The 22,105-nt window shown below is 30.4% G+C and carries 18 protein-coding genes and 1 riboswitch; of the genes, 16 read left to right on the forward strand and 2 right to left on the reverse strand.

Annotated elements, in window-relative coordinates; all coding sequences use genetic code 11:
• Positions 1-109 precede the first annotated feature (109 nt).
• Together Ccar_RS24695 and Ccar_RS24700 are read left to right on the forward strand one after the other, a co-directional pair.
• Positions 110-511, forward strand: a complete 402-nt coding sequence (locus Ccar_RS24695; protein WP_007061177.1) for an SRPBCC family protein — start codon at positions 110-112, stop codon at positions 509-511.
• Positions 512-714: 203 nt separating this feature from the next.
• Positions 715-1,245, forward strand: coding sequence for a CDP-alcohol phosphatidyltransferase family protein (locus tag Ccar_RS24700; RefSeq protein ID WP_034826659.1), 531 nt, complete (start codon positions 715-717; stop codon positions 1,243-1,245).
• Between the two features lie 124 nt (positions 1,246-1,369).
• Here the strand turns inward: Ccar_RS24700 and Ccar_RS24705 are convergent, their stop codons facing one another.
• A complete protein-coding gene (locus tag Ccar_RS24705) occupies positions 1,370-1,870 on the reverse strand; it encodes a GNAT family N-acetyltransferase (RefSeq protein WP_007061175.1) in 501 nt (166 codons plus the stop codon).
• A 422-nt stretch (positions 1,871-2,292) separates the two neighbouring features.
• On the opposite strand from Ccar_RS24705, the gene Ccar_RS24710 reads away from it, so the two are divergent.
• Positions 2,293-3,063 (forward strand): DUF2087 domain-containing protein, encoded by a 771-nt coding sequence (locus tag Ccar_RS24710; protein WP_048030470.1) that lies wholly within the window; start codon positions 2,293-2,295, stop codon positions 3,061-3,063.
• Positions 3,064-3,094: 31 nt separating this feature from the next.
• The gene (locus Ccar_RS24715) at positions 3,095-4,111 is read left to right on the forward strand and encodes a phosphotransferase (protein WP_007061173.1); all 1,017 of its coding nucleotides are present in this window, start codon (positions 3,095-3,097) and stop codon (positions 4,109-4,111) included.
• Positions 4,112-4,348: 237 nt separating this feature from the next.
• On the opposite strand, the gene Ccar_RS24720 is transcribed toward Ccar_RS24715, so the two are convergent.
• The gene (locus Ccar_RS24720) at positions 4,349-5,743 is read right to left on the reverse strand and encodes an amino acid permease (RefSeq protein WP_007061172.1); all 1,395 of its coding nucleotides are present in this window, start codon (positions 5,741-5,743) and stop codon (positions 4,349-4,351) included.
• 516 nt (positions 5,744-6,259) lie between these two features.
• A riboswitch (glycine riboswitch) is annotated at positions 6,260-6,348 on the reverse strand.
• A gap of 453 nt (positions 6,349-6,801) precedes the next feature.
• Between Ccar_RS24720 and Ccar_RS24725 the strand changes: the two genes are divergently transcribed.
• The 12 genes from Ccar_RS24725 (at position 6,802) to Ccar_RS24780 (ending at position 22,104) form a co-directional block, all read left to right on the forward strand.
• Positions 6,802-7,755, forward strand: a complete 954-nt coding sequence (locus Ccar_RS24725; protein WP_007061171.1) for a CobW family GTP-binding protein — start codon at positions 6,802-6,804, stop codon at positions 7,753-7,755.
• Between the two features lie 184 nt (positions 7,756-7,939).
• Entirely contained in the window at positions 7,940-8,809 is an 870-nt protein-coding gene (locus Ccar_RS24730) for a methylcobalamin--coenzyme M methyltransferase (protein ID WP_007061170.1), read from the forward strand.
• 44 nt (positions 8,810-8,853) lie between these two features.
• A complete protein-coding gene (locus Ccar_RS24735; protein WP_007061169.1) occupies positions 8,854-9,924 on the forward strand; it encodes a uroporphyrinogen decarboxylase family protein in 1,071 nt (356 codons plus the stop codon).
• Between the two features lie 40 nt (positions 9,925-9,964).
• On the forward strand, positions 9,965-10,621 hold the full coding sequence (locus tag Ccar_RS24740) for a corrinoid protein (protein ID WP_007061168.1): 657 nt from the start codon (positions 9,965-9,967) through the stop codon (positions 10,619-10,621).
• 15 nt (positions 10,622-10,636) lie between these two features.
• Positions 10,637-11,668: a methylcobamide:CoM methyltransferase MtbA gene (locus tag Ccar_RS24745; protein WP_007065056.1), complete on the forward strand. Its 1,032-nt coding sequence runs from the start codon at positions 10,637-10,639 to the stop codon at positions 11,666-11,668.
• Positions 11,661-13,454, forward strand: coding sequence for an ASKHA domain-containing protein (locus Ccar_RS24750; protein WP_007061166.1), 1,794 nt, complete (start codon positions 11,661-11,663; stop codon positions 13,452-13,454). Before Ccar_RS24745 ends, Ccar_RS24750 begins: the two co-directional genes overlap by 8 nt.
• A gap of 137 nt (positions 13,455-13,591) precedes the next feature.
• Complete coding sequence (locus Ccar_RS24755; RefSeq protein WP_007065055.1) at positions 13,592-14,272, forward strand: hypothetical protein; 681 nt, start codon at positions 13,592-13,594, stop codon at positions 14,270-14,272.
• A gap of 195 nt (positions 14,273-14,467) precedes the next feature.
• Positions 14,468-14,728: a YkuS family protein gene (locus Ccar_RS24760; RefSeq protein ID WP_007062584.1), complete on the forward strand. Its 261-nt coding sequence runs from the start codon at positions 14,468-14,470 to the stop codon at positions 14,726-14,728.
• A gap of 367 nt (positions 14,729-15,095) precedes the next feature.
• Complete coding sequence (locus Ccar_RS24765) at positions 15,096-15,479, forward strand: response regulator (RefSeq protein ID WP_007065054.1); 384 nt, start codon at positions 15,096-15,098, stop codon at positions 15,477-15,479.
• A gap of 140 nt (positions 15,480-15,619) precedes the next feature.
• Entirely contained in the window at positions 15,620-16,570 is a 951-nt protein-coding gene (locus Ccar_RS24770) for an ROK family protein (RefSeq protein WP_007062582.1), read from the forward strand.
• Between the two features lie 407 nt (positions 16,571-16,977).
• The gene (locus Ccar_RS24775; RefSeq protein ID WP_007062581.1) at positions 16,978-19,707 is read left to right on the forward strand and encodes a molybdopterin-dependent aldehyde oxidoreductase; all 2,730 of its coding nucleotides are present in this window, start codon (positions 16,978-16,980) and stop codon (positions 19,705-19,707) included.
• Between the two features lie 123 nt (positions 19,708-19,830).
• Positions 19,831-22,104, forward strand: coding sequence for a pyridine nucleotide-disulfide oxidoreductase/dicluster-binding protein (locus Ccar_RS24780; protein ID WP_007065053.1), 2,274 nt, complete (start codon positions 19,831-19,833; stop codon positions 22,102-22,104).
• Position 22,105: the final 1 nt, after the last annotated feature.

Raw genomic sequence — 22,105 nt, forward strand, 5'->3', positions numbered from 1 at the left:
AGAAGCAGTTCTTTTATGTTGTCCTTAAAAACAGATAAAACTTCAAAGTTAGGGTATGGTATAATTTAGTAAAAGATAAGTAGTAAATTTATTAGGGAGAACATATAATATGAAGAAATCAGTCATTACAGCGACATTAAAAACAGATATAAAAAAAGTATGGGAAGTAGTCACAAATAACAATGAATATGAGTGGCGGAGCGATTTAAGTAAAATTGATGTTTCAGCAGATGGAAACTCTTTTATGGAATATACAAAAGATAATTTCACTACTGAATTTAATATTACTTTAAAAAAGCCTTATGAGCGATATGAATTTGATATGACTAATAAAAATATGAAGGGGCATTGGATTGGAGTTTTTACTCCTGTTAATAATGGTACGAAGATTGAATTTACAGAAGAAGTATCAGTAAATAATCCTCTAATGAACTTGTTTGCAGGCTTGTATATAAAAAAGCAGCAATTAGTCTACATAGCAGATTTAAGAAAAAAACTGGATGAAATATAAAAGTTTTCTGGTTCTAGCAGTAAGAAGTACTTTATATTTGGAATGTATGTATAATAAGTGGCAAATTATTCATGATAATTTTTCATTTAAACCTGAAGAATAGAATTATCAAGCGGATTAGAACATAGTTTCAGTATAATCTTGCCTAAGCAAATAGTAAATTTGTGTGGATCATAATTTATAGTAGAGTGATGGTGATAAAAGTGAGGAATATTCCAAATTTAATTACAACAACAAGAATACTAGGAACAATAGTTTTGGTGTTTATAAAACCATTTTCTCAAGCATTTTTTATCATATATTTTATATGCGGCATCAGCGATGTTTTAGATGGAATGATTGCACGAAAGATGAATTTAGTAAGTAAAAATGGGCAGATTCTTGATAGTATTGCAGACTTTTTTATGGTTATAGTTTTGTTGTTCATATTCATGTTTAATTTTAAATTTCCTTTATTGGTCGTATATTGGGTAGTTATTATTGCAGTTATTCGGTTGGCATCGCTGAGTGTTGGTTTTATACGATATAAACAAATCACCTTTTTACATACCTATGCTAATAAGTTAACAGGGATGGCTTTGTTTTGCTTACCATTTATATATATTGGATTAGGATTGCACACAGCAACTATTTTAGTTTGTTTTATTGCAAGCATTTCGGCCGTGGAAGAATTAATTATTAACATTGTCTCTAAAAAATTATGTAGAGATATCAAATCCATATTTTCATTATGAAAATGCACACAACTTACAAATTTCAATTTCTTTAAAAAGATTTTAGTTTTTAACTATTCAACTTCTCGCATAAAAATTAAGATGAAATAAACTTTAGAATATATTTGATTAAATTCATGTATATTTAAAATCTATCAGCATTTTCTTTTAATTTATCTTGAGAAAACCTATATATTGTCATAGTATCAACACTAACTGCACCAAGTTCCTTATAAAAATTAATGCTTGGCTCGTTCCAATCTAAACAACCCCACTCTACTCTTTTACAACCTCTTTCAAGTGCAAGCTTTGAAATAAAAGCCATCATAATTTTCCCAAGTCCTTTGGAACGTACACTTTTATCAATATAAAAGGCATCTATATAAAGACCTGCTTGTCCTATAAAAGCTGATGAATTATGACAAAAGTAAATAAAAGCAGCAGTTTCTCCATCATAATCACCAAAAATCGCTTCTCCCTTATTTTCTGATAAAAGCTTATGAACATTTTCTTTAGTTGCTGTAATTTTATCTGCCATTTTTTGATATGTACCCAATTTTATCATATATTCTACAACTAAGCTAGCATCTTCAGGTGTTGCAAATCTAATCGTAAACTTTGGATTTTTTGTTTCTATTATGTTCATGTTTTTCACCTCTTAAAATAGAATTATATAATAAATAGTAGACAAAAAATATTAATTTGTCAATAAAACAGCTAAAAAAAATTAAAATGTTAATTATAGTGTGCGTAATTTGATATTTTAGTTAAATCATAATATAAAAAATTATGCCAAATAATTTTTTTAAGAGGACAGAGGACAATTGACAGAGGACAGTGAAGGAGGATTTTTCTCCGTTACACTACGAAAAATCTTTAATTTAGCAAAGTTGAAATTACATTGAGCAGTGTAAATAATTAAAATAGTAGGCATTATATAGAGGTGATATTTTTTGATGTTACTATATAATTGTAGACTTAATTATAAAAAGTTTATTTATATATAGACATAAAACTAAAATAAGTATATAATTTAATATATAAATAAATGTAGAGGTGTCAGATAATATGAATAAAAGTAATAAAGAACTATTTTGGGATGCAAGTATTGAAGAGGTGAAAAAAGGTTATGTTGAGTTAGAAGAAAGTTATAAATGTATAATTTGTGAGGAAGAATTTACAAAGGGAAGAATATATGAAATAGATTCCATGCTCTATGATTCAAAAAAGGCCACTGAGCTTCATATATCAGAAAAACATGGATCTACTTTAGAATATTTATTAGATATGAATCCGTCCTTCATAGGAATATCACAGGTTCAAAGAGAGTTGTTAGTACTAATAGCATCAGGATTAACTGATAAGGAAATTGCAGTAAAGCTAGGGGTAGCACAGTCTACTATAAGAAATCATCGTTATAAATTACGTGAGAAAGAAAAGCAAGCAAGATTATTTTTATCGGTGATGGAATTAATATCATCAAACACAAAAAAGAAGGTAAACATATTAGACAAAGATATTTTATGTGATGCTCACAAAACAGCAACTACCATAGATGATAGATATAACATTACTGATAATGAAAGAGAGAGTACAATTAAAAATTATATAGATGAAAATGGAGCAATAAAAACATTCCCATCCAGGGAAAAGAAGAAAATAATAGTTTTATCGGAAATAGTTAAGAATTTTTCTAAAGGAAAGAAGTACTCCGAAAAAGAGATAAATAGAATTTTACAAAGAATAAATGAGGACTATGCTACTACCAGAAGGGCCTTAATTGAGTATGGTTTTATGGAACGTTCTAATGATTGTAGTAGTTACTGGGTAAAAGAATAATATTTAGGATGCAGCATAAAGGAGAGTTTAAATGGATAAGAGGGGTTTTACAATATCAGAAATAGGGCAAATAATAGAAAAAAATTATGATGTTGGGATTATTAAAAATATAAATCCTATTTTGGAAGGTGCCTCGTCAGAATGTTTTCATATAATTACAGAGAACGGAGATTATATATTTAAGGATATTGAGATGATATTTATGAATCATCCTGATAAAGAACCTTTAATAAATAATATGTTATCAGAAAATGAAGTTCCTGTATCAGAATTTTATAAAACTAGGAATGGTGAGTATTTATTAGAGTACCAGGGGCATATTTTTCATTTACAGAGTTTTATAAAAGGAAAAATATTAGAAGTAAATACAGCACCTGAATGGTTTATGAAAGAAAGTGCTGAAATGTTAGGAAAAATTCACAAGGCATTAGAAGGAATTTCTTCATTAAGTAGTGGAATAGGTAAAGAATTTTTTAACTTTATAACCCCAAAAGCAGCTAAAATATCTTATGAAAAATCCTTAAATATAGCATTAAAGCACGGTGAAAATCAGAATGTCATTGATTTGAAGTATAGAATTAGCTTATTAGATAAAATAAAAAGTATTAAACTTCAAATGGATAGATTTACTTATAAGAATACTCACGGTGATTATTTTATAAGTCAGATTATATGTGGAGAGAATTGTATTAATGCCATAATTGATTTTACTTCAGCCTGTGTTCATCCTGCTTGCTTCGAATTAATAAGATCATATTCTTATGCAGACCCTAAATGCATTGATGGAAAAATAGATTATGATAACCTGGTAAAATATATAAAGGATTATACGAAATATAGCAAGCTTAGTACTTATGATATAAAAATGATGGCATATTTATACTATTATCAACTTGCAGTGTGTGATTATTTTAGTCAGTATTATGAATCTAACAATTCAAATAAAAGTGTACTGTGTCATTATGCTCATTGGTCAACTATGCTTTGTAGGTGGTTTGAGGAAAATATTGAAGAGCTAACAGATAAGCTGAAAAAAGAATTTTGTTAATTTAAATAAGTTTTATAATAGAAAATTAAACTTTTGAAATTTTGATTGGATTAAGAAATAGGCTGAAAAAAAGAAGAAATTTTGATAATGACCAATGTAAATTTATTTTATTAGAAATGGGACTGCGGCACTAAGAATAAACATTATAACATATTGAGTTTGTCATTTATTTGCAAAGCAATATATTGTATATAAATTTCTTAATGTGGGCAGTCCCATTTGATTTTTAGTATTAGCCTATGCTAAATTTTTATCAACATCATGAAGATCTTTTTCTTCATTTTTCTTTTTTGATTTAAGTATATAGTAAATTACTCCAAGCATTATAAACCATACAGGTGTTACAAATAAGGCTACACGAGTTTCATTATTAAGTGCCAATGTAACTAAAACAAAAGCAAAGAATGCTAGAATCAAATAGTTTATAATTGGATAAAGTGGCATTTTGAATTTGTTTTTAGCTGCAAGTTCAGGCTTAGTTTTACGATATTTCATATGACATATAATTATAATTGCCCAAATGAAGATATAACAAAATGTTGATATACTTGTAATTAGTACAAATACCCCTTCAGGCATAATGTAGTTCAATATAACTGAAATCAATATAACAGTTGCAGAGAATACTGTAGCATTACAAGGTATGTGATTAGAAGTTAATTTTTTCATTGATTTAGGTGCATTATTTTCTTTAGCAAGAGAATAAACCATACGGCTTGTGCTGAAAATACCGCTGTTACAAGCAGATGCGGCTGATGTTAATACAACAAAATTTACAATGCTTGCTGCTGCTGCTACTCCCACTGCAGAAAATACTTGTACAAATGGGCTTTTAGCAGGATTAATTGAATTCCAAGGGTATATACCCATAATAACAGTAAGTGCTCCTACATAGAAAATAATAATTCTAATTGGAATATTGTTAATAGCCTTTGGAATAACATATTCTGGATTTTCAGTTTCACCAGCTGTAAGTCCTACTAATTCGATTCCAGTAAAAGCAAATACAACCATCTGGAAGGAAAGGATAAAACCACTTACTCCATTTGGTAACCAGCCACCGTGATTCCAAAGATTTGTAAAGCTAGATGCACCAGCATTTGTAGAAAATCCTTTTATAATCATAAATGTACCAACTATAATAAGTGCTAAAATTGCAACAACTTTAATTAAAGCAAACCAGAATTCCATTTCACCAAACAACTTTACTGCAGTAAGGTTCATAATTAGCAAAATTACAAGAACTATAAGGCTTGGAACCCACCTAGCTACATTTGGAAACCAGTACTGTATATAAAGTCCAGTGGCAGCTACATCAGCCATAGCAAGTGAAACCCAGCAAAACCAGTATGTCCATCCAGTGATGAAGGCTGCTCCTTCTCCTAGATAATCATATACGAATTCTACAAAAGAATGGTAGTTTAAATTAGAAAGTAATAATTCCCCAAGAGCACGCATTACAAAGAATAACATTATACCTGTTATCATATATGCAAATAAAATAGATGGACCAGCTAAATGAATAGATCTACCTGAACCAAGGAATAATCCAGTACCAATTGCGCCTCCAATTGCAAGTAACTGGACATGACGATTTTTTAATCCCCTCGATAAATTTTGATTTTCTGACATATATATTCCGCCTTTCTAAAATATCATTGTTTTTAAATTTGAGTAATATAATTGCGATTGTTTTAGTTATTATTTTGAAATAAATGAATAATTTTACATTGAAATGATACGCAAAAATATTATTGAGGTTTATGCTAATACAAAGCATAACTTCAATAGCCGCTGCTAGTGCAGTACATAATGCTGCAAAACTAGTAACATCACTTTTTCATTATAATTTTATTGATTTTTTTCAAAAATGAATTTTAGAGTAAGAAACAATTGAAGTAACCCTAGAAGTATGGTAATTTAGATTCCAGTTCTCATTAGTAGAATTAAAAGAGGAATCCTCCCATATGATAGAATTAATTTGAGTAAGTAGTTTTGTTAATTGATCCATTTTATCCCTCCATTCTAGTCAAAAGGCATGTACTAAAAAGTGCCTTTTCCTATAAGTATTTTGTAATTGGAGATACAAATGGGAATAGATAAGATCTAAATTAAGTAATTGATATATATTACTTTTGTAAGATATGTTACCTGTCCCCTGTCCTTTTACCTGAGAGTTTCGCCTTTAAGGCTTTCTCCTTCGGTGCTCTATTAAGAGTCTCTCCAAGGTTTCATCCAATAGCGGTCATCTCTAATTAATAAATTAGGTACCTGAAAGATTTACTTCTTCGGTGAATGGCAACAGCCATAACTCTCCCGCTATTTTCATCTGAGTTATTAAATTTATGTTTATATACTAATACATATTTAATGAAATTGCAACAATTTCTTCATTTTAAATTGGAATGAAAAGGTTATCTTGTCATTATTGCTAAAAATATTTATATAAATTTAGAAGTTTAAAACCATAATTTTCCTATAAATATAACTTATAAATGTGTATCGAACAATAACTAATAATGATTAGACCAATAGTATTTTAAATGCTAAAATTATTTAGTAGATATCAACAAAATAATTTAGAATTATCTATGAAATGACATAACACAAGAGATATTGTAAATTTATTTTTAAAATTACATGTTAATTATTTAACTTGTAATTAAAAGTGTTGATGAAGGAGGTTTGTATTGATTATTAATGTAAATATTATTTCTGGATTTTTAGGAGCTGGAAAAACTACATTTTTAAAAAAAATCCTTCCTAATATGAAAGGTAAAATTGCTTTAATTGAGAATGAATTTGGTGATATTGGCATTGATGGAGACTTGATTAATGACAAACTACCTATTAAAGAAATTTATGCTGGCTGTATTTGTTGCAGTTTGGTAAAAAACTTTAAAGATAGCATAGAGGAATTAGCGTTAGAATATAAACCTGAACATATATTTATAGAACCATCTGGTGTAGGAAATTTATCAGATATCATAAGAGTTTGTGATAAAATTTCTGAAAATTCAAATTCCAATATAAGAATAAATCATCTTATAACTATTGTAGATGTAAGTGCATTTGATGATTATTTAGAGAATTTTGGTGGATTTTATTTAGATCAAATTCGAAATGCTAATATTATATTTTTAAGCCATATAGATAGTATAGATGACGAAAAAGTTGAAGAAGTAATTTCTAAAATAAAACTAAATAATGAAAAAGCATATATCCTTAAGGATGATTGGTATTCTTATGAGGGTGAAAAAATAATTGAAATATTAGATACAATTGAAGACTTTCAAATTGATTTAAAAGAAGAAGTTGTATCAACACCTGCAGATAAAGTGTTCAGTACTTTATCTATAGACAATCCCAAAATTTTTCTAGAGAAGGATATAGATAAAATCTTAGCTTCTTTAAAGAGTAAGGAATATGGTTATATTTTGAGAGCTAAAGGAATTTTAGAACTTGATACAAAACAACTTGTTTATTTTGATTTTACTCCACACCATTTTTCTTGGGAATACATAAAAGAAGTTAAAGAAACAAAGGTAGCTTTTATTGGAAATCAGTTAAAAAAACAAAAAATATTACAATGTTTTACAAATAGGCATGTATCTAAAGTTTTAAGTAGGTATCCGAAATTTTAATCAGATATATAAAAATATACGATTTTGAGATGCTTACTTATATAATTTGCTAAGTTTTTGATATATTTGCTTACTTATTTTATAAAGGGAGGTTAAAGTCCTAAATGGACTTTAACGAGTAGTTCACGAGCGGGAGCGAGTAGGATTAACTACTCCGTGTTTCCGACTAAAAGGAGGAATTAACATGAGTAAAATTATTGACTTTAATTGTACGTATGATAATTCTGTAGGGATTAACGAAGAGGTTACAGAAAAAACAGGATTACATTTTCCAGAAGCCTATATGCATTGGGACAGCATGGCTACATTGGCAGAAGAATTAAAGAAATATGATAATGCAAATTTTTGTGGATTGCCATTCTGTCATACCGTTGAGGGCGAAGCTATGGGTGGAATAATCAATCTGGGAAATGAAAAAACAGGTCCAAGGGCAAAAGATTATATTTGCACAAAAGCAGAAGAGATATTAAATCTACCTGAAATCGATTACTCAAAAGGACGTATATCAGAGGTTCTAAAAGCTTGTAAATATTTAAGAGACAAAGGAGAAAATGTTCTTCTATATATTTCAGGACCATTTACAATTATGAATGTTTTAATTGATCCTCGTCATGTTTTTAAGTTATTTAGAAAAGAACCAGATACTATGAAGGCTATTTTCGATAAATTCCAAAAGGAAATATTACGTTTTGTTGAAGAAGCTAAAAAAGCAGGAGTTAACATGATTAGTTATGCTGATTCTTCTGGAGGATTAAATATTTTAGGACCCAAATATGCTGAGCAAACTGTAGAAATGTTTACTTATCCGTTATTAAAAAGTATTGAAAAAATGATTGATGATGAAATGATAGTAATGCTTTGTCCTAAGACTACTTTTGCATTATTAGGGACAGATAAAGCTGTGTGGAAGGATATTAATCTAGGAGGATCTATAAAATATTCTGAAGCTTGTGTAAAAGTTATGGGACAAGCAAAATTTGTTGGACAAATGTGCATTAAAAATAAAGATTTTGAATTAAAAGATGGAACAATCAAAACAATTGATTTACTTTAATTATTAATATAAATAAATTAAAAAAAGTGTGGAGGGTAAAACACATGCACAAGAATGATAAAATGACGCCAAATGAAAGATTAGCTGCATTTATGACAGGAAAACCTATGGACAGAATTTTAGCTATGCCAGTTGCTTGTTCTATGTCTGGATTAGCACTTGGAATGACTCATAAGGAAAAAAGAAGTAGTGCTTTAAATGAAGCTAAAGCGCAGATTGCCTGCTATGAAAGATTTGGCAATGACTTAACTATTGTTGAATATGGATTACACGGCGTAGGTGCAGCTTTAGGTAGTCAGATGAGTGATCCAGAAGATTCAGTACCAGCAATTATGAAATATGTTCTAGAAGATTTGAATGATGTAGATAAATTAGATATGTCAAAATTAGAACTAAAAAATGATAAAGCATTTCAATTACATTTAGAAGCTGCACGTATCATAATGGAGAAAATAGGAAATGAAGTTCCAACTGGAGTATTAATATCTGGACCTTTTACTGCTGCTGCAAGTATTTACAAAACAGAAAACTTGCTTAGAGCAACTAGAAAAAATCCTGAAAAGCTTCATCAACTAATTAAATTCTGTAATGATGCATTAAAAATGATTTGCAGGGAGTTTATAAAAGCAGGTATTCTTATTTTATTATGTGATCCTATTGCATCAGGAACTATTCTTAATAAGAAGCAATATTTAGAGTTTGTTTTACCATACACTCAAGAATTAATGAAAGAGATTCATGAGGCAAAGGGGATGGTTTGTTATCATATTTGTGGAGATACAACATCAATTGTAGGAGAAATGGTTAAATCAGGCTGCGATATGATGAGTATAGATAATAGAGTAGATTTAGCATATACAAAACAAGTAGTAGGAGATAAAGTACCTATACTTGGTAACGTAGATCCAGTGGAAGTATTGATTTTAGGAAATACCAATGATGTAGACTCAGCAGTAAAAAATTGTATGCAAAAGGCTTATGACAGTCCTTGTGGATATATTTTGGCATCAGGCTGCGATCTTTCAGGTGCAGTTCCACTAGAAAATATTGATCAGTTTATGGCTTCTGCTAGGAAATATGGAAAATGGCCACTAGATCCAAAAAATTTCTCTTAGAAAATAAATTTACAATTTAGGAAAAAATGGAGGGAAAACAATGACAGTATCAAAGGAAGAATTATTAAAAAGATTATCTGATGGTGTATTTGAAATGGAAGAGGAAGATACGATTGAAGCATCTAATGAATATGTAGAAGCAGGATATGATATACTTGATGGTATTATGGAAGGTCTTGTAGATGGTATGAATCGTGCAAGTAAATTGTATGAGGAAGAAGAATATTTTGTTACGGATTTATTATTATGTTCAGATGCAATGTATGAAGGTTTAGCAATTTTAAGACCTCATCTTCCAGCAGATGAAGCAAATAGAGAAAAACCAAAGGGAGTAATTGGAGTTGTAGAAGGAGATACTCACGATATAGGAAAGAATTTAGTAAAAATCATGTTAGAAACAGCTGGATTTGAGATGATTGACTTAGGTAGAGATGTTCCACTTCAGAGTTTTGTAGATAAAGCTAAAGAAGTTAATGCTTCATTTGTTTGTATGTCAACTTTGATGACAACAACAATGGGTGGAATGAAAACTGTTGTAGAGTTATTGAAAGAAGCTGGAATAAGAGAAAATCTTAAAGTTGTTATAGGAGGAGGCCCTATTTCAAAGAAGTTTTCTGATTTGATTGGTGCAGATGGATATTCTGCTAATGCAATTGAAGCAGTTAAACTAGTAAAAGGATTACTTAATATAGCATAGAAAGAAGTGAGGGATATGTTGTCACCAAAAGAACGATTAAATAAGGCTTTTAATGGAGAAAAGGTTGATAGACCACCATGTATTTGTCCTGGAGGCATGATGAATATGGTCACAACAGAGTTGATAGAAGAAGCTCAAATAAAGTTTCCTGAAGCACATACTAATGCAAAGATGATGGCAGGTTTAGCAGAAGCAGTGTATGAAAGAGGTTGTTTTGAGAATTATGGAGTTCCATTTTGCATGACCATTGAGGCAGAAAATTTTGGAGCAAAGGTTGACATGGGAACAAAGATTTATGAACCTCATGTTGTAGAATATGCAATTGATTCTGTTAAGGAATGGAAGAAGATTTCTCAAATTAATTTTACAGAGGGAAGAGCAAAGGTAGTTATTGATGCAATTAAATTATTGAAATCAAAAGGTACTGATGTTCCTATCATAGGTAATTTAACTGGACCTATCAGTACAGCAAGTTCTATAATGGAACCTTCTACCTTTTATAAAGAATTAAAAAAGAGCAATAAAGAAGCACATGAATTTCTTAATTTTGTCACAGATGAATTAATTACATTTGCAAAAAAACAAATAGAAGCAGGTGCTGATATAATAGCTATTTCTGATCCTAGTGGTACAGGTGAAATTTTAGGACCAAAGCTATTTGAAGAATTTGCTGTTAAATATATTAATAAAATTATTGAAAGTGTACAAAAAGAGAATAAATGTACAATTGTGCACATATGTGGACAAATGAAGAGGGTATATTCAGAAGTAAATAAGGTAAAAAGTAATGCTTTAAGTTTTGATTCTATAGTCAACATGAGTGATGCAAGAAAAAATTTAAAAGATAGAGTGTTAATGGGCAATGTAAGTACTTATGCAATTGAGTTTGGTGAAGCAAACAAAATTGCAGAACTAACTGAAAAGTGTGTAAAGGATGGATCAAATATTATATCTCCAGCTTGCGGACTTGGAATGAAATCTCCTTTAAAAAATGTAAAGGCAATGCTAGAATATTTATCAAAAGGGGATGGAGATACTAATGTCTAAGATTTCTATTAATCCGCAAAATAAAAGCTTTGAATATACACCTGATAAAAATTTGCTGGAAATTTTACTTGAAAATGATGTTTTTGTAGATAATCCATGTAATGGAAAAGGGTTATGTGGAAAATGCAAAATCAAACTTTTAGAAGGAAATTTGCCTGATATCGGAGAGACAGAAGAGAAACTTTTAAAAAAAGAAGAAATTGATTCAGGTATAAGACTTTCTTGCCTTGTAGTACCGCAGGGGGATATTGTAATTGAAATTTTACAAAAAGAAGGAAAACATGACATACTTACAACAGGTTATACACCTGACTTTGAGTTTAATCCTTTAATTCATAAAGAGGTTTTTGAAATCGAAAAACCTACATTAGAAAATCAAGGTTCCTTTGAAGAGCTTATACGTAAAACTTTTGATGTTGAAAAATTTGATTGGAGATTACTTCAGCAGCATGAATTTATAACTGGAAAAGTTACAGGGGTTTTTAATGGAAGAGAATTAATTGCAATTGAGTGCGGTGATACTACTGATATCCTTTATGGAGTTGCAGTTGATATTGGAACTACAACCGTTGTAACAGCACTAATTGACATGAAGACAGGTAAAGAATTAGCTGCAGCTTCAATGATTAATGCTCAAAAGAACTTTGGATTGGATGTTTTAACTAGAATAACTTATGAAGTGGAACATCCTGAAGATGGAAAAGAAAAACTGCAATATGCAATTGTAAATTCTATTAATGAGATGATTGGAGACATATGCAGTAAATCAAAAGTAGATAGAAAAAATATTTATGAGATTTCTATTGCAGCAAATTGTACAATGATGCATCTTCTTCTAGGAATTGATGCGACTTCTATTGGAATGTCTCCGTACTCACCAATATTTACAAAATCAAAAAATATATTGGCCAAGGATATTGGATTAAAGGCAGCACCAAGTGCTAGATTATATTGTCTTCCATCAGTTTCAGCTTATATAGGTGCAGATATTGTGGCTGGAGCATATGTTTGTCAGCTGCATAAAGCAAAGGAAAATGTTCTGTTTATAGATATTGGAACTAATGGAGAAATTGTTTTATCCAATCATGGAAAGTTGTTATCATGTTCTTGTGCAGCTGGTCCAGCTTTAGAAGGAATGAATATCAGTTCTGGAATGAGAGCAGCAGAAGGCGCAATTGAGGATGTAAGAATCACTGAAAGTGGAGTTGAAGTTCAGGTTATTGGAGATCAAAAGCCAATAGGAATATGTGGAAGTGGTATATTAGCTGTTGTAAAAGAGCTGCTTCGTACAGAACTTGTAAAAAAAGATGGAGCATTTATAAAGAAAGAAAAGTTAGAGGAATCAGATTACAGATATGATATGATTCAACTGGATGGCAGAAAACGACAGTTTATTTTAGAAAGCAGTCCAGACCAAATACTAATTACACAAGGAGATATTCGTCAAGTGCAATTAGCAAAAGGAGCTATTCTTTCAGGATTTTATGCTTTATTAAAAAAGGCTAATATTGATATGGATAATCTTGATAAAGTTGTTGTAGCAGGACAATTTGGAGCTCACTTATCAGCCGACAGTTTGGTGGGAATAGGAATCTTACCAGAAAAAGTTGAAGATAAGTTAGTATATGTAGGAAATTCATCTAAAACAGGTGCATATATGGCGCTTATGTCTGCTAAGGTAAAGGAAGAAATTGAACAATTAGCTCATCAAATAGACTATATGGAATTAGGTGCATCTGAAGGTTATGAAAAACTTTTTGCTGCATGCCTTATATTCCCTGGTTAGAGTATAAATATAAGTTCTCTCAAACTAAAAATTTGGGAGAACTATTTTTTTATATGTTATAATATGGCTAAATATGTAATATGATTTGGTAAAAAGGTATTTTTATCATTTAAGAGATACACATGGAAAGGTAAAAAATGAAAATATTAAAATCCATTTTTAAATTAGGAATTTCAATAATTGCAAATATAGCTATAATGAGATTAATTGGTAAAGTAGTTGAGAGTCCCTATAAATCAATTTCTATATTAAGTGATGTTTTACGTGGATCTGAATTTATGATTATATCATATATTGCACTTGTAGCTATTGCTTATCAATGTTTAACATTTATTGAAGATAAAATACATATTATGATTTCTCCAAAATACAAGTTGAAACAGCCTCTAAAAAATTATAAATATATAAAATATTTGTTAGTTTTAGCAGGGATAATAATCTTTATGCAGATTAGAAGTTTTAACATATTAACTCCTAATAAAATATATCATAGTTCTATAGCAACTTTATTTTTAACTAGGGAATATGATTATAGTGAAGTTAATAAGATAGTTTTTGAAAAAGGAAATTCTAAAAGTTATAATTACCTTGAATTCAAAATAAGTTTTGGTTGGTATAAGTTTGACCTACATGACGGAGGGTCAACAAAAAATGAACGTGCTTTGAAAGTAGAGAGATATGTATATAACCAAATTAAAAACAAATCAAAAAATGTAAAGATAATTAACAGAGTTAAACCAGATTCAGTAGTATATGATAATTATGAGTACATAGTTAACAGTGATATAGATGATAGTAAAGTACCATCAAGAAGATAACCCAAATATAAAAAAAGAGATTTTCAAAATCATGCGACGTAAGGATGCAGTGAAAGTTACTTCGCTTATGTTGCATTGTGCTTACATAAAGCCAAAATTTTCTATGTTATAACTTTCAATAACATAATTAATTACAAAAATAAGCATGTATATCAATAACTATGAATGGAGAAAATAGACTTGAGGTGATAACATATGAAAAAAGTTGGTGTAGAACAAGGATTGTCTAGAATTGCAGATTATTTGAGTTCTCAAGGATATTCAGTAGAAACTTTGAGTGGAAATTTTGAAAATAATACTTCAAAGTATGAAAACTTGGATGTAATTGTTACAGCTGATTATAATACAGATATGATGGGTTTTAGTGATACTTCTACAAAAGTTCCAGTTGTTAATGCTAGTGGTTTGACACAAGAAGAAGTGAAGAATATGATTGAACAGAAAGTCACAAGATAGTAGTTAATAAATGAGTGCATAATTATTCGCTAAAAAAGTTTATTTATAAAAAATATTTATGATTATACAGTCATTTATACAACTGACAAATATGTTTTGTCGGTTGTTTTTTTTATAAATTTTTATTAATGTATATTAATGCATAAATGCTACCAATTCCTTGGGGGAATATGTATAAAAATATTGAAATTTACAATTAGGAGTGTTATAGTAATATTATAAAAGAAAATCCGTACTAATGAGAAAAAGTGCGGATAAATTTATTATATGGTAGAAAATGTTATAAGATTATTTGGATTTAAGTAGAATTAAATATATTTTTTTAATTTATGTTTATGTTATAAGGTAAAAAGGGGAGGTTAAATTAATGGATAAGGGGCAAAAAAATATATTGGTAGTTGATGATTCTGCAACTATTAGAAGTTTTATAAGGCTTATTTTAGAAGAAGCGAATTATAAAGTATATGAAGCTTCTGATGGTGAAGAAGGAATTCAGGTATATAAGAAATCAGGTAATATTGATTTAATAATTACTGATATATATATGCCAAAGAAAAGTGGCCTTGAACTTGTAATAGAATTAAAGGGAGAATATGGAGATGCAAAAATAATTGTTCTTTCAGATGGTGGAGAAAAGAATTTTTCTAATGAGATGGGTATTTGTGAAAAACTTGGTGCTACCTATTTTATCAAAAAGGATTTAATAAAGGATGAGCTAGTTAAACTAGTAACTAAGGTGTTTTCAGAATAGATAATACATAAATTAATACGGAGATTATACTATGTTTATGAAAAGGTTGGAATGATGTTCCGGCCTTTTTGTATAGAAAATTTAATGTGTGTTAATAATTAAAAATTAATATAGTAACATAATTACGAGGAGGGATGTTATTGAAAAGCAAGTATGTAATAGGAATTGATTTGGGAGGTACAAAAATATCTGGCGCTATTGCTGATTTTAATGGAGATATCATTTCAAAGTATATTATTCCTACAAATTCACATGAAGGAGAAAAAGTTGTATTAGAAAGGATAACTACAGTTATAGAAAAAGTAATAGAAGAATCCAAGGTAGATAAAGATAAAATATTAGCTATAGGAATAGGATCTCCAGGGCCTTTAGATGCTAAAAAAGGTATAATTTTAACAACTCCTAATCTTCCTTTTAAAAATTTTAATATAGTTAAACCTTTAGAAGATAAGTTTAATATTCCAGTTCACTTAGATAATGATGCCAATGCAGCAGCTATAGGTGAGTATGTTTTTGGTGCTGGCCAGGGAACAAATAATATGGTATTTATAACAGTTTCTACTGGAATAGGTGGAGGTGCTATATTAAATGGAAAGATATACAGAGGAAACACTTGTAATGCATTAGAAATAGGACATACAACTATAGAAAAGGATGGACCAAAATGTAATTGTGGTAATTATGGTTGTGCGGAGGCTTTAGCATCAGGTACAGCTATAGGAAGATCAGCAAAAGAAGCAGTAGAAAGAGGGGAAAAGACATCACTTTCCTCTTATGAAAAAATAACAGCTTATGAGGTGTTCAAAGAAGCTGAAAAAGGAGATGCTGCAGCACAAAAGGTACGTGATAAAGCATTAAACTATTTGGGAATATGTGTAGCTAATGTTATTGCTTCTTTTGATCCTGAAATGGTCATAATTGGAGGAGGAGTTTCAAAAGGAGGAAATATAGTATTTCAGAAGGTAAAGGAAGTAGTTAGTAAGAGGTGCTTTAAAGCTATGAGCGAGAATACTAAAATAGTACCAGCGGCTTTGGGAACTGATGCGGGAGTTATAGGAGCCGTTGCTCTTGCAATAATGGAAAGCAGATAGTTAAATGAAATGTTGAATTAAAAAATTTATCTAAAGGATTTTCATAGGACAGTGAAGGAGGATTTTTTTGTGTTAGCGAAAAAATCTTTCTTCACTGTTAGTTTTTGTACAATTTTATGATGTAATTTTAAAAATAACAAAAATAAGGTTATTAAAAATGTTTTTAATAACAATAAATATAGTGATATGGTTAATGATGGTTGAAAAATGCTCAAAAAACGAACTATGCTCAAAAAACGAACAATACTTTTTCAACAATTCTGTGTAAAAAATGAGCAAAAAAAATAATAAATTAATTGAAAACTCAGTAAATTAGGCAAATTTAATTTGTGGCATGGATATTGCTAATATAATTAACAAGTAAGTAAAAATTTTTAATTGTTAAATAAAAATTAGGGAGGTACAGTATGTTAAAAAAGTATTTGATTGTTAATGGTGTTAAAAGAACTATTATAGCAGATCCGGAGACATCTTTGGCAGATGTTTTAAGAAAACAAACATTTCTTACTGGAACTAAAGTTGGATGTAGAAAAGGAGAATGCGGTGCTTGTTCCGTAATTTTAGATGGTAAAGTTGTAAGGTCTTGTATAACTAAAATTAAAAGAGTTCGTGATGAAGCAGAAATTACAACAATAGAAGGAGTTGGAGATCATAATCATCTTCATCCACTACAATTAGCTTGGATGATACATGGTGCAGCACAATGTGGTTACTGTACTCCAGGATTTATAGTTTCAGCTAAAGTATTACTTGAACACAATAGCAATCCAACAAGAGAAGATGTTAGAGCTTGGTTCCAAAAAAATAGAAATGTATGTAGATGTACAGGATACGTACCATTAGTTGATGCAGTTATGGAAGCAGCAAGATTAATGCGCGGTGAAGTAACAAAAGAAGAACTATGGTACAAACTTCCAAAGGGAGAAAGCTTATTAGGTTCAGATGCTATACGTCCTTCTGCTCTTGCAAAAGTAACAGGTACTTGGGACTTTGGAGCAGATTTAGGATTAAAGCTTCCAGAAGACACATTACACATTAAACTAGTACAAGCTACAGTATCTCATGCAAATATATTATCTATAGATACTTCAGAAGCGGAAAAAATGCCTGGAGTTTTCAAAGTTATAACATATAAAGATGTACCTGGTACAAATAGAATAAATGGATTGGCTTTCCCTACAAATAAAGGCGATGGATTAGAAAGACCTATATTATGTGATAAAAAGGTTTTCCAATTTGGTGATGCAATAGCTATGGTACTTGCAGATACACCATGTCAAGCAGAAGCAGCAGCAGCAAAAGTAAAAGTTGAAATAGAAGAACTTCCAGCATATATGAGTGCACCAGCAGCTATGGCTGAAGATGCAATGGAAATTCACCCTGGAACACCAAATATTTATTTTGAATGTGGTACTGTAAAAGGCGAAGATACAGCACCTTTAATGAAATCATTAGAATATGTAGTTGAAGATGATTCATATGTAGGAAGACAACCTCACCTTCCACTAGAACCAGACGTTGGATTTGCATATATTAATGAAAATGGAAAATTAATTGTACATTCAAAGAGTATAGGATTACACATTCACGCTGCAATGGTAGCAGATGGTATAGGTGTTCCACTAGATGATTTAAAGATAGTTCAAAATCCTACTGGAGGTACTTTCGGATATAAATTCAGTCCAACTATGGAAGGACTTCTTGGAGTAGCTGCATTGTTAACAAAGAGAACTGTATACTTAGAATTTAACATGTATCAACAAATTACTTATACTGGAAAGAGATCTCCTTTCTTTATGCATCTTAAATTAGGTGCTGATAAGAATGGTAAGTTTACTGCATTAGAAACTGATTGGTCTTGTGACCATGGTCCATATTGTGAATTCGGTGACCTTGTAACTACTAGAGGTTCGCAATTTATGGGTGCAGGATATAACATTCCAAATATAAGAGGAGAAGGAAGAACAGTTGCTACAAACCATGCTTGGGGTTCAGCATTTAGAGGATATGGTTCACCACAAAGTTTATTTGCTTCAGAAGTTTTAGTAGATAAATTAGCTAAGAAAATGGGAGTAGATCCTCTTGAACTAAGATACAAGAATGCTTATAGAGAAGGAGATAAGACTCCTACTGGTTGTGATCCAGATGTAATTGTATTACCAGATTTGATTGAAAAAATAATGCCACGCTATAAGGTTGCTAAAGAAAAAGCTGCAGAGAAAAATGCTAAGGGCGGAAATATGAAATATGGAGTAGGAACTTCCTTATTGATTTATGGCTGCGGTCTTGATGGTCCAGATACTTCAAATGCATGGGCAGAATTAACTAAAGAAGGAGTTACTATAGGAAACTCTTGGCAGGATCATGGTCAAGGAGCTGACATGGGAACTTTAACTATAGCTCATGAAACTTTAAGACCAATAGGAATAGCTCCAGAACAAATTAAATTACTTATGAATGATATGGAATTTACTCCAGACAGCGGTCCTTCAGGTGGAAGCCGTTCTAACGTTTTAACAGGAAATGCTACTAGAGTTGCATGTGAAAATTTATTAGCAGCTATGAAAAAGACTGATGGTACTTACATGACTTATGACGAAATGGTAGCTGCAGGTAAAGAGTTAAAATATGATGGAAAATGGACAGCACCTTGTACAGCTCCAGATCCAGCAACTGGTCAAGGAAATCCATTCCCAACTTATATGTATGGTGTTCTATTATCAGAAGTAGAAGTTGATACTACTACAGGAAAAGTTAAAGTAGAAAAACTTACTTTAGCAGCTGACGTAGGAACAATAGTAAATAAATTAGTAGTTGATGGTCAAATGTATGGTGGATTAGCTCAAGGTATAGGACTTGCTTTAAGCGAAGATTTTGAAGACTTAAAGAAACATACTACACTTACAGGTTGTGGAATACCACAAGTAAAAGATGTACCTGATGATATAGAAATAATTTACAAGGAAACTCCAAGACCACTTGGCCCATATGGTGCTTCAGGTAGTGGTGAAATGCCATTATCAGCTCCTCATGCTTCTATAGTTAATGCAATTTATGATGCTACTGGAGCGCAAATAACAAAATTACCTGCACGTCCAGAAAAAGTTTTAGCAGCACTTGAAGCATTAAAAAAATAGTAAAATATAATTAAAATTGTCTCCCTAAAGGAATCAGAAACGATTAATTTCTATGTTTTTTAGTGCCACATACCTCTTTAAAGTTTCTGATTCCTTTTTATTTAAAGGAGGGTAAAGAATTTTATGGATTTAAATAAATTATTGAGCAAGCAGGATTTATGTATTGAAGATAGACCTTCAGCTTGTATATCAGCTTGCCCCCTACACATGGATGTAAAAAACTTTATAGAGGAAATAGAAAAATCAGATTTTAAAAAAGCTTATAAGATTATGGCTAAAAAGGTTCCCTTTATGAGAATAATAGGTAATATATGTGATCATCCTTGTGAAAATGCTTGTGTAAGAAGCAAATTAGGTGGATCTATAAATATACATGAACTTGAAAAAGCCGTAGTAAAACTAGGCTTTTCTTCTAATAAAAGAGTTATTCCAATTCCTAAAAACGGGAAAAAAGTTGCAGTAGTAGGTGCAGGTATAAGCGGTATTACAGCTGCTTTTGATTTAGATAGAAAAGGTTATGAAGTTACTGTATATGAGAAAAATGATAAAATAGGTGGAAGGTTATGGAGTTTTCAAGGAGAGCAACTTTCAAAAGAAACCATAGAAGAAGAGTTGCAAGTGATAAATAAAGGAAATATAAAAATAAATTTAAATCATCCAGTAGATTCAATAGAAATAGATAAAATATTAGGTATGTATGATGCAGTTTATATAGGAACTGGTTCTTGGAAAAAAGATTTAAAGATAGATATGGAGACTTTTCAGGTAGAAGATACGCCTCTATTTGCAGGTGGTAGAATTGCAAATAAAAACGATTCAGTTATATTTTCTATAAGTTCTGCAAGAAGAGCTGTAGTATCCATTGATAGATATATACAAAAAATTTCTCTTACAGTATCAAGGGAAAATGAAGGTGCTTATGAAACCTCCTTGAGACTTAAATTAGATGATATAGAAAGTATAGAAGCAATTAAAAAAACTTCTTTAGAATATAATGAACAGGAAGCCATTAAAGAAGCAAGCAGATGTATAAAATGTCAATGTTCAGAGTGTGCAAAAGCTTGTACTCATTTAAAAAAATATGATATTAAGCCTAAAAGGTATATAAGGGTTATAAATCATAATGAATCCATAATATTAGGTGATCACTATGCCAACAAAATGATAAATTCCTGTACTCTTTGTGGACTTTGTAAAGAAGCTTGTCCTTCAAGTTTAAATGTAAAAGATATAATACAGGAGACTAGAGAAAGCATGGTGGAAAAGGAAAAGATGCCTGTATCTGCTCATGATTTTGCATTAAAAGATATGGAGTTTAGTAACAGTAATTATTTTTCTATGGTAAAAAACCAGCCAGGTTATGAAAAGGTAAAATATATGTTTTATCCAGGATGTCAGCTTCCTGCTTCATCTCCTGAATACATTGATAAAATATATAAATATCTTATGAGCAATATAGAAGAAGGCGTTGGCATTATGTTAGGCTGCTGTGGTGCACCAGCTGATTGGGCAGGAAGACAGGATTTAATGCAGAAAAATATAGAGGACATAAGAGAAAAGTGGAACAGCATGGGTAAACCAACTTTTATCTTAGCTTGCTCCAGCTGCTGCAGTATATTTGAAAAATATATGCCAGATATAAGTTTTATTTCTCTATGGGAAGTTATGCAGGAAAAAGGAATTCCAGCTGATAATAAAGAAAAAGAAAATTTAGTATTAAATGTTCACGATGCATGTACTACTAGATATAATAAAAAAATTCAAGACAGCATAAGAAACATAGCAGATTCCTTAGGACATAAAGTAGAAGAATTAAAATTTTCAAAGGAAAAGACTAAATGCTGTGGCTATGGAGGACTTGTGTACTTTGCTAATAAAGAACAAGCTAAAGAATTTGCTAAAGATAGAATAGAAGAAGGAAATTTAGATTACTTAGTTTATTGTTCTATGTGTAAAGATTTATTTATAGATGAAGGTAAGAGAACTTTTCATATTTTAGATTTAATTTATAGTGATGATTTAGAAAAAGCTGCTTTAAGAAAAATGCCAACTCTTTCAAGCAGGCATGAAAATAGAATGCTAGTTAAAAGAAAGCTTTTAAAAGAAATATGGAATGAAGAAGTAAATGATTTAACAAAAGACTATAATTTAAAATTAACTATACCTGACGATGTGCAAAATCAAATGGAAGATAGATTAATTTTGATTGAGGATGTAAAGAAAGCAGTGGACAATGCTGAAAGAAATAAGGAAAGATTTTTTAATCCACAGAATTCACATTATTTATGCAGATTTAGAATTACTAATGTGACTTATTGGGTAGAATATGAAAAGAATGAAGATGAAATTTTAGTTAAAAGTGTTTATAGTCACAGAATGGAAGTAGTGGAGGAATAAT

Origin of the sequence: Clostridium carboxidivorans P7, from assembly GCF_001038625.1 — a bacterium.
In the GTDB taxonomy this organism is placed as follows: domain Bacteria; phylum Bacillota; class Clostridia; order Clostridiales; family Clostridiaceae; genus Clostridium_AM; species Clostridium_AM carboxidivorans.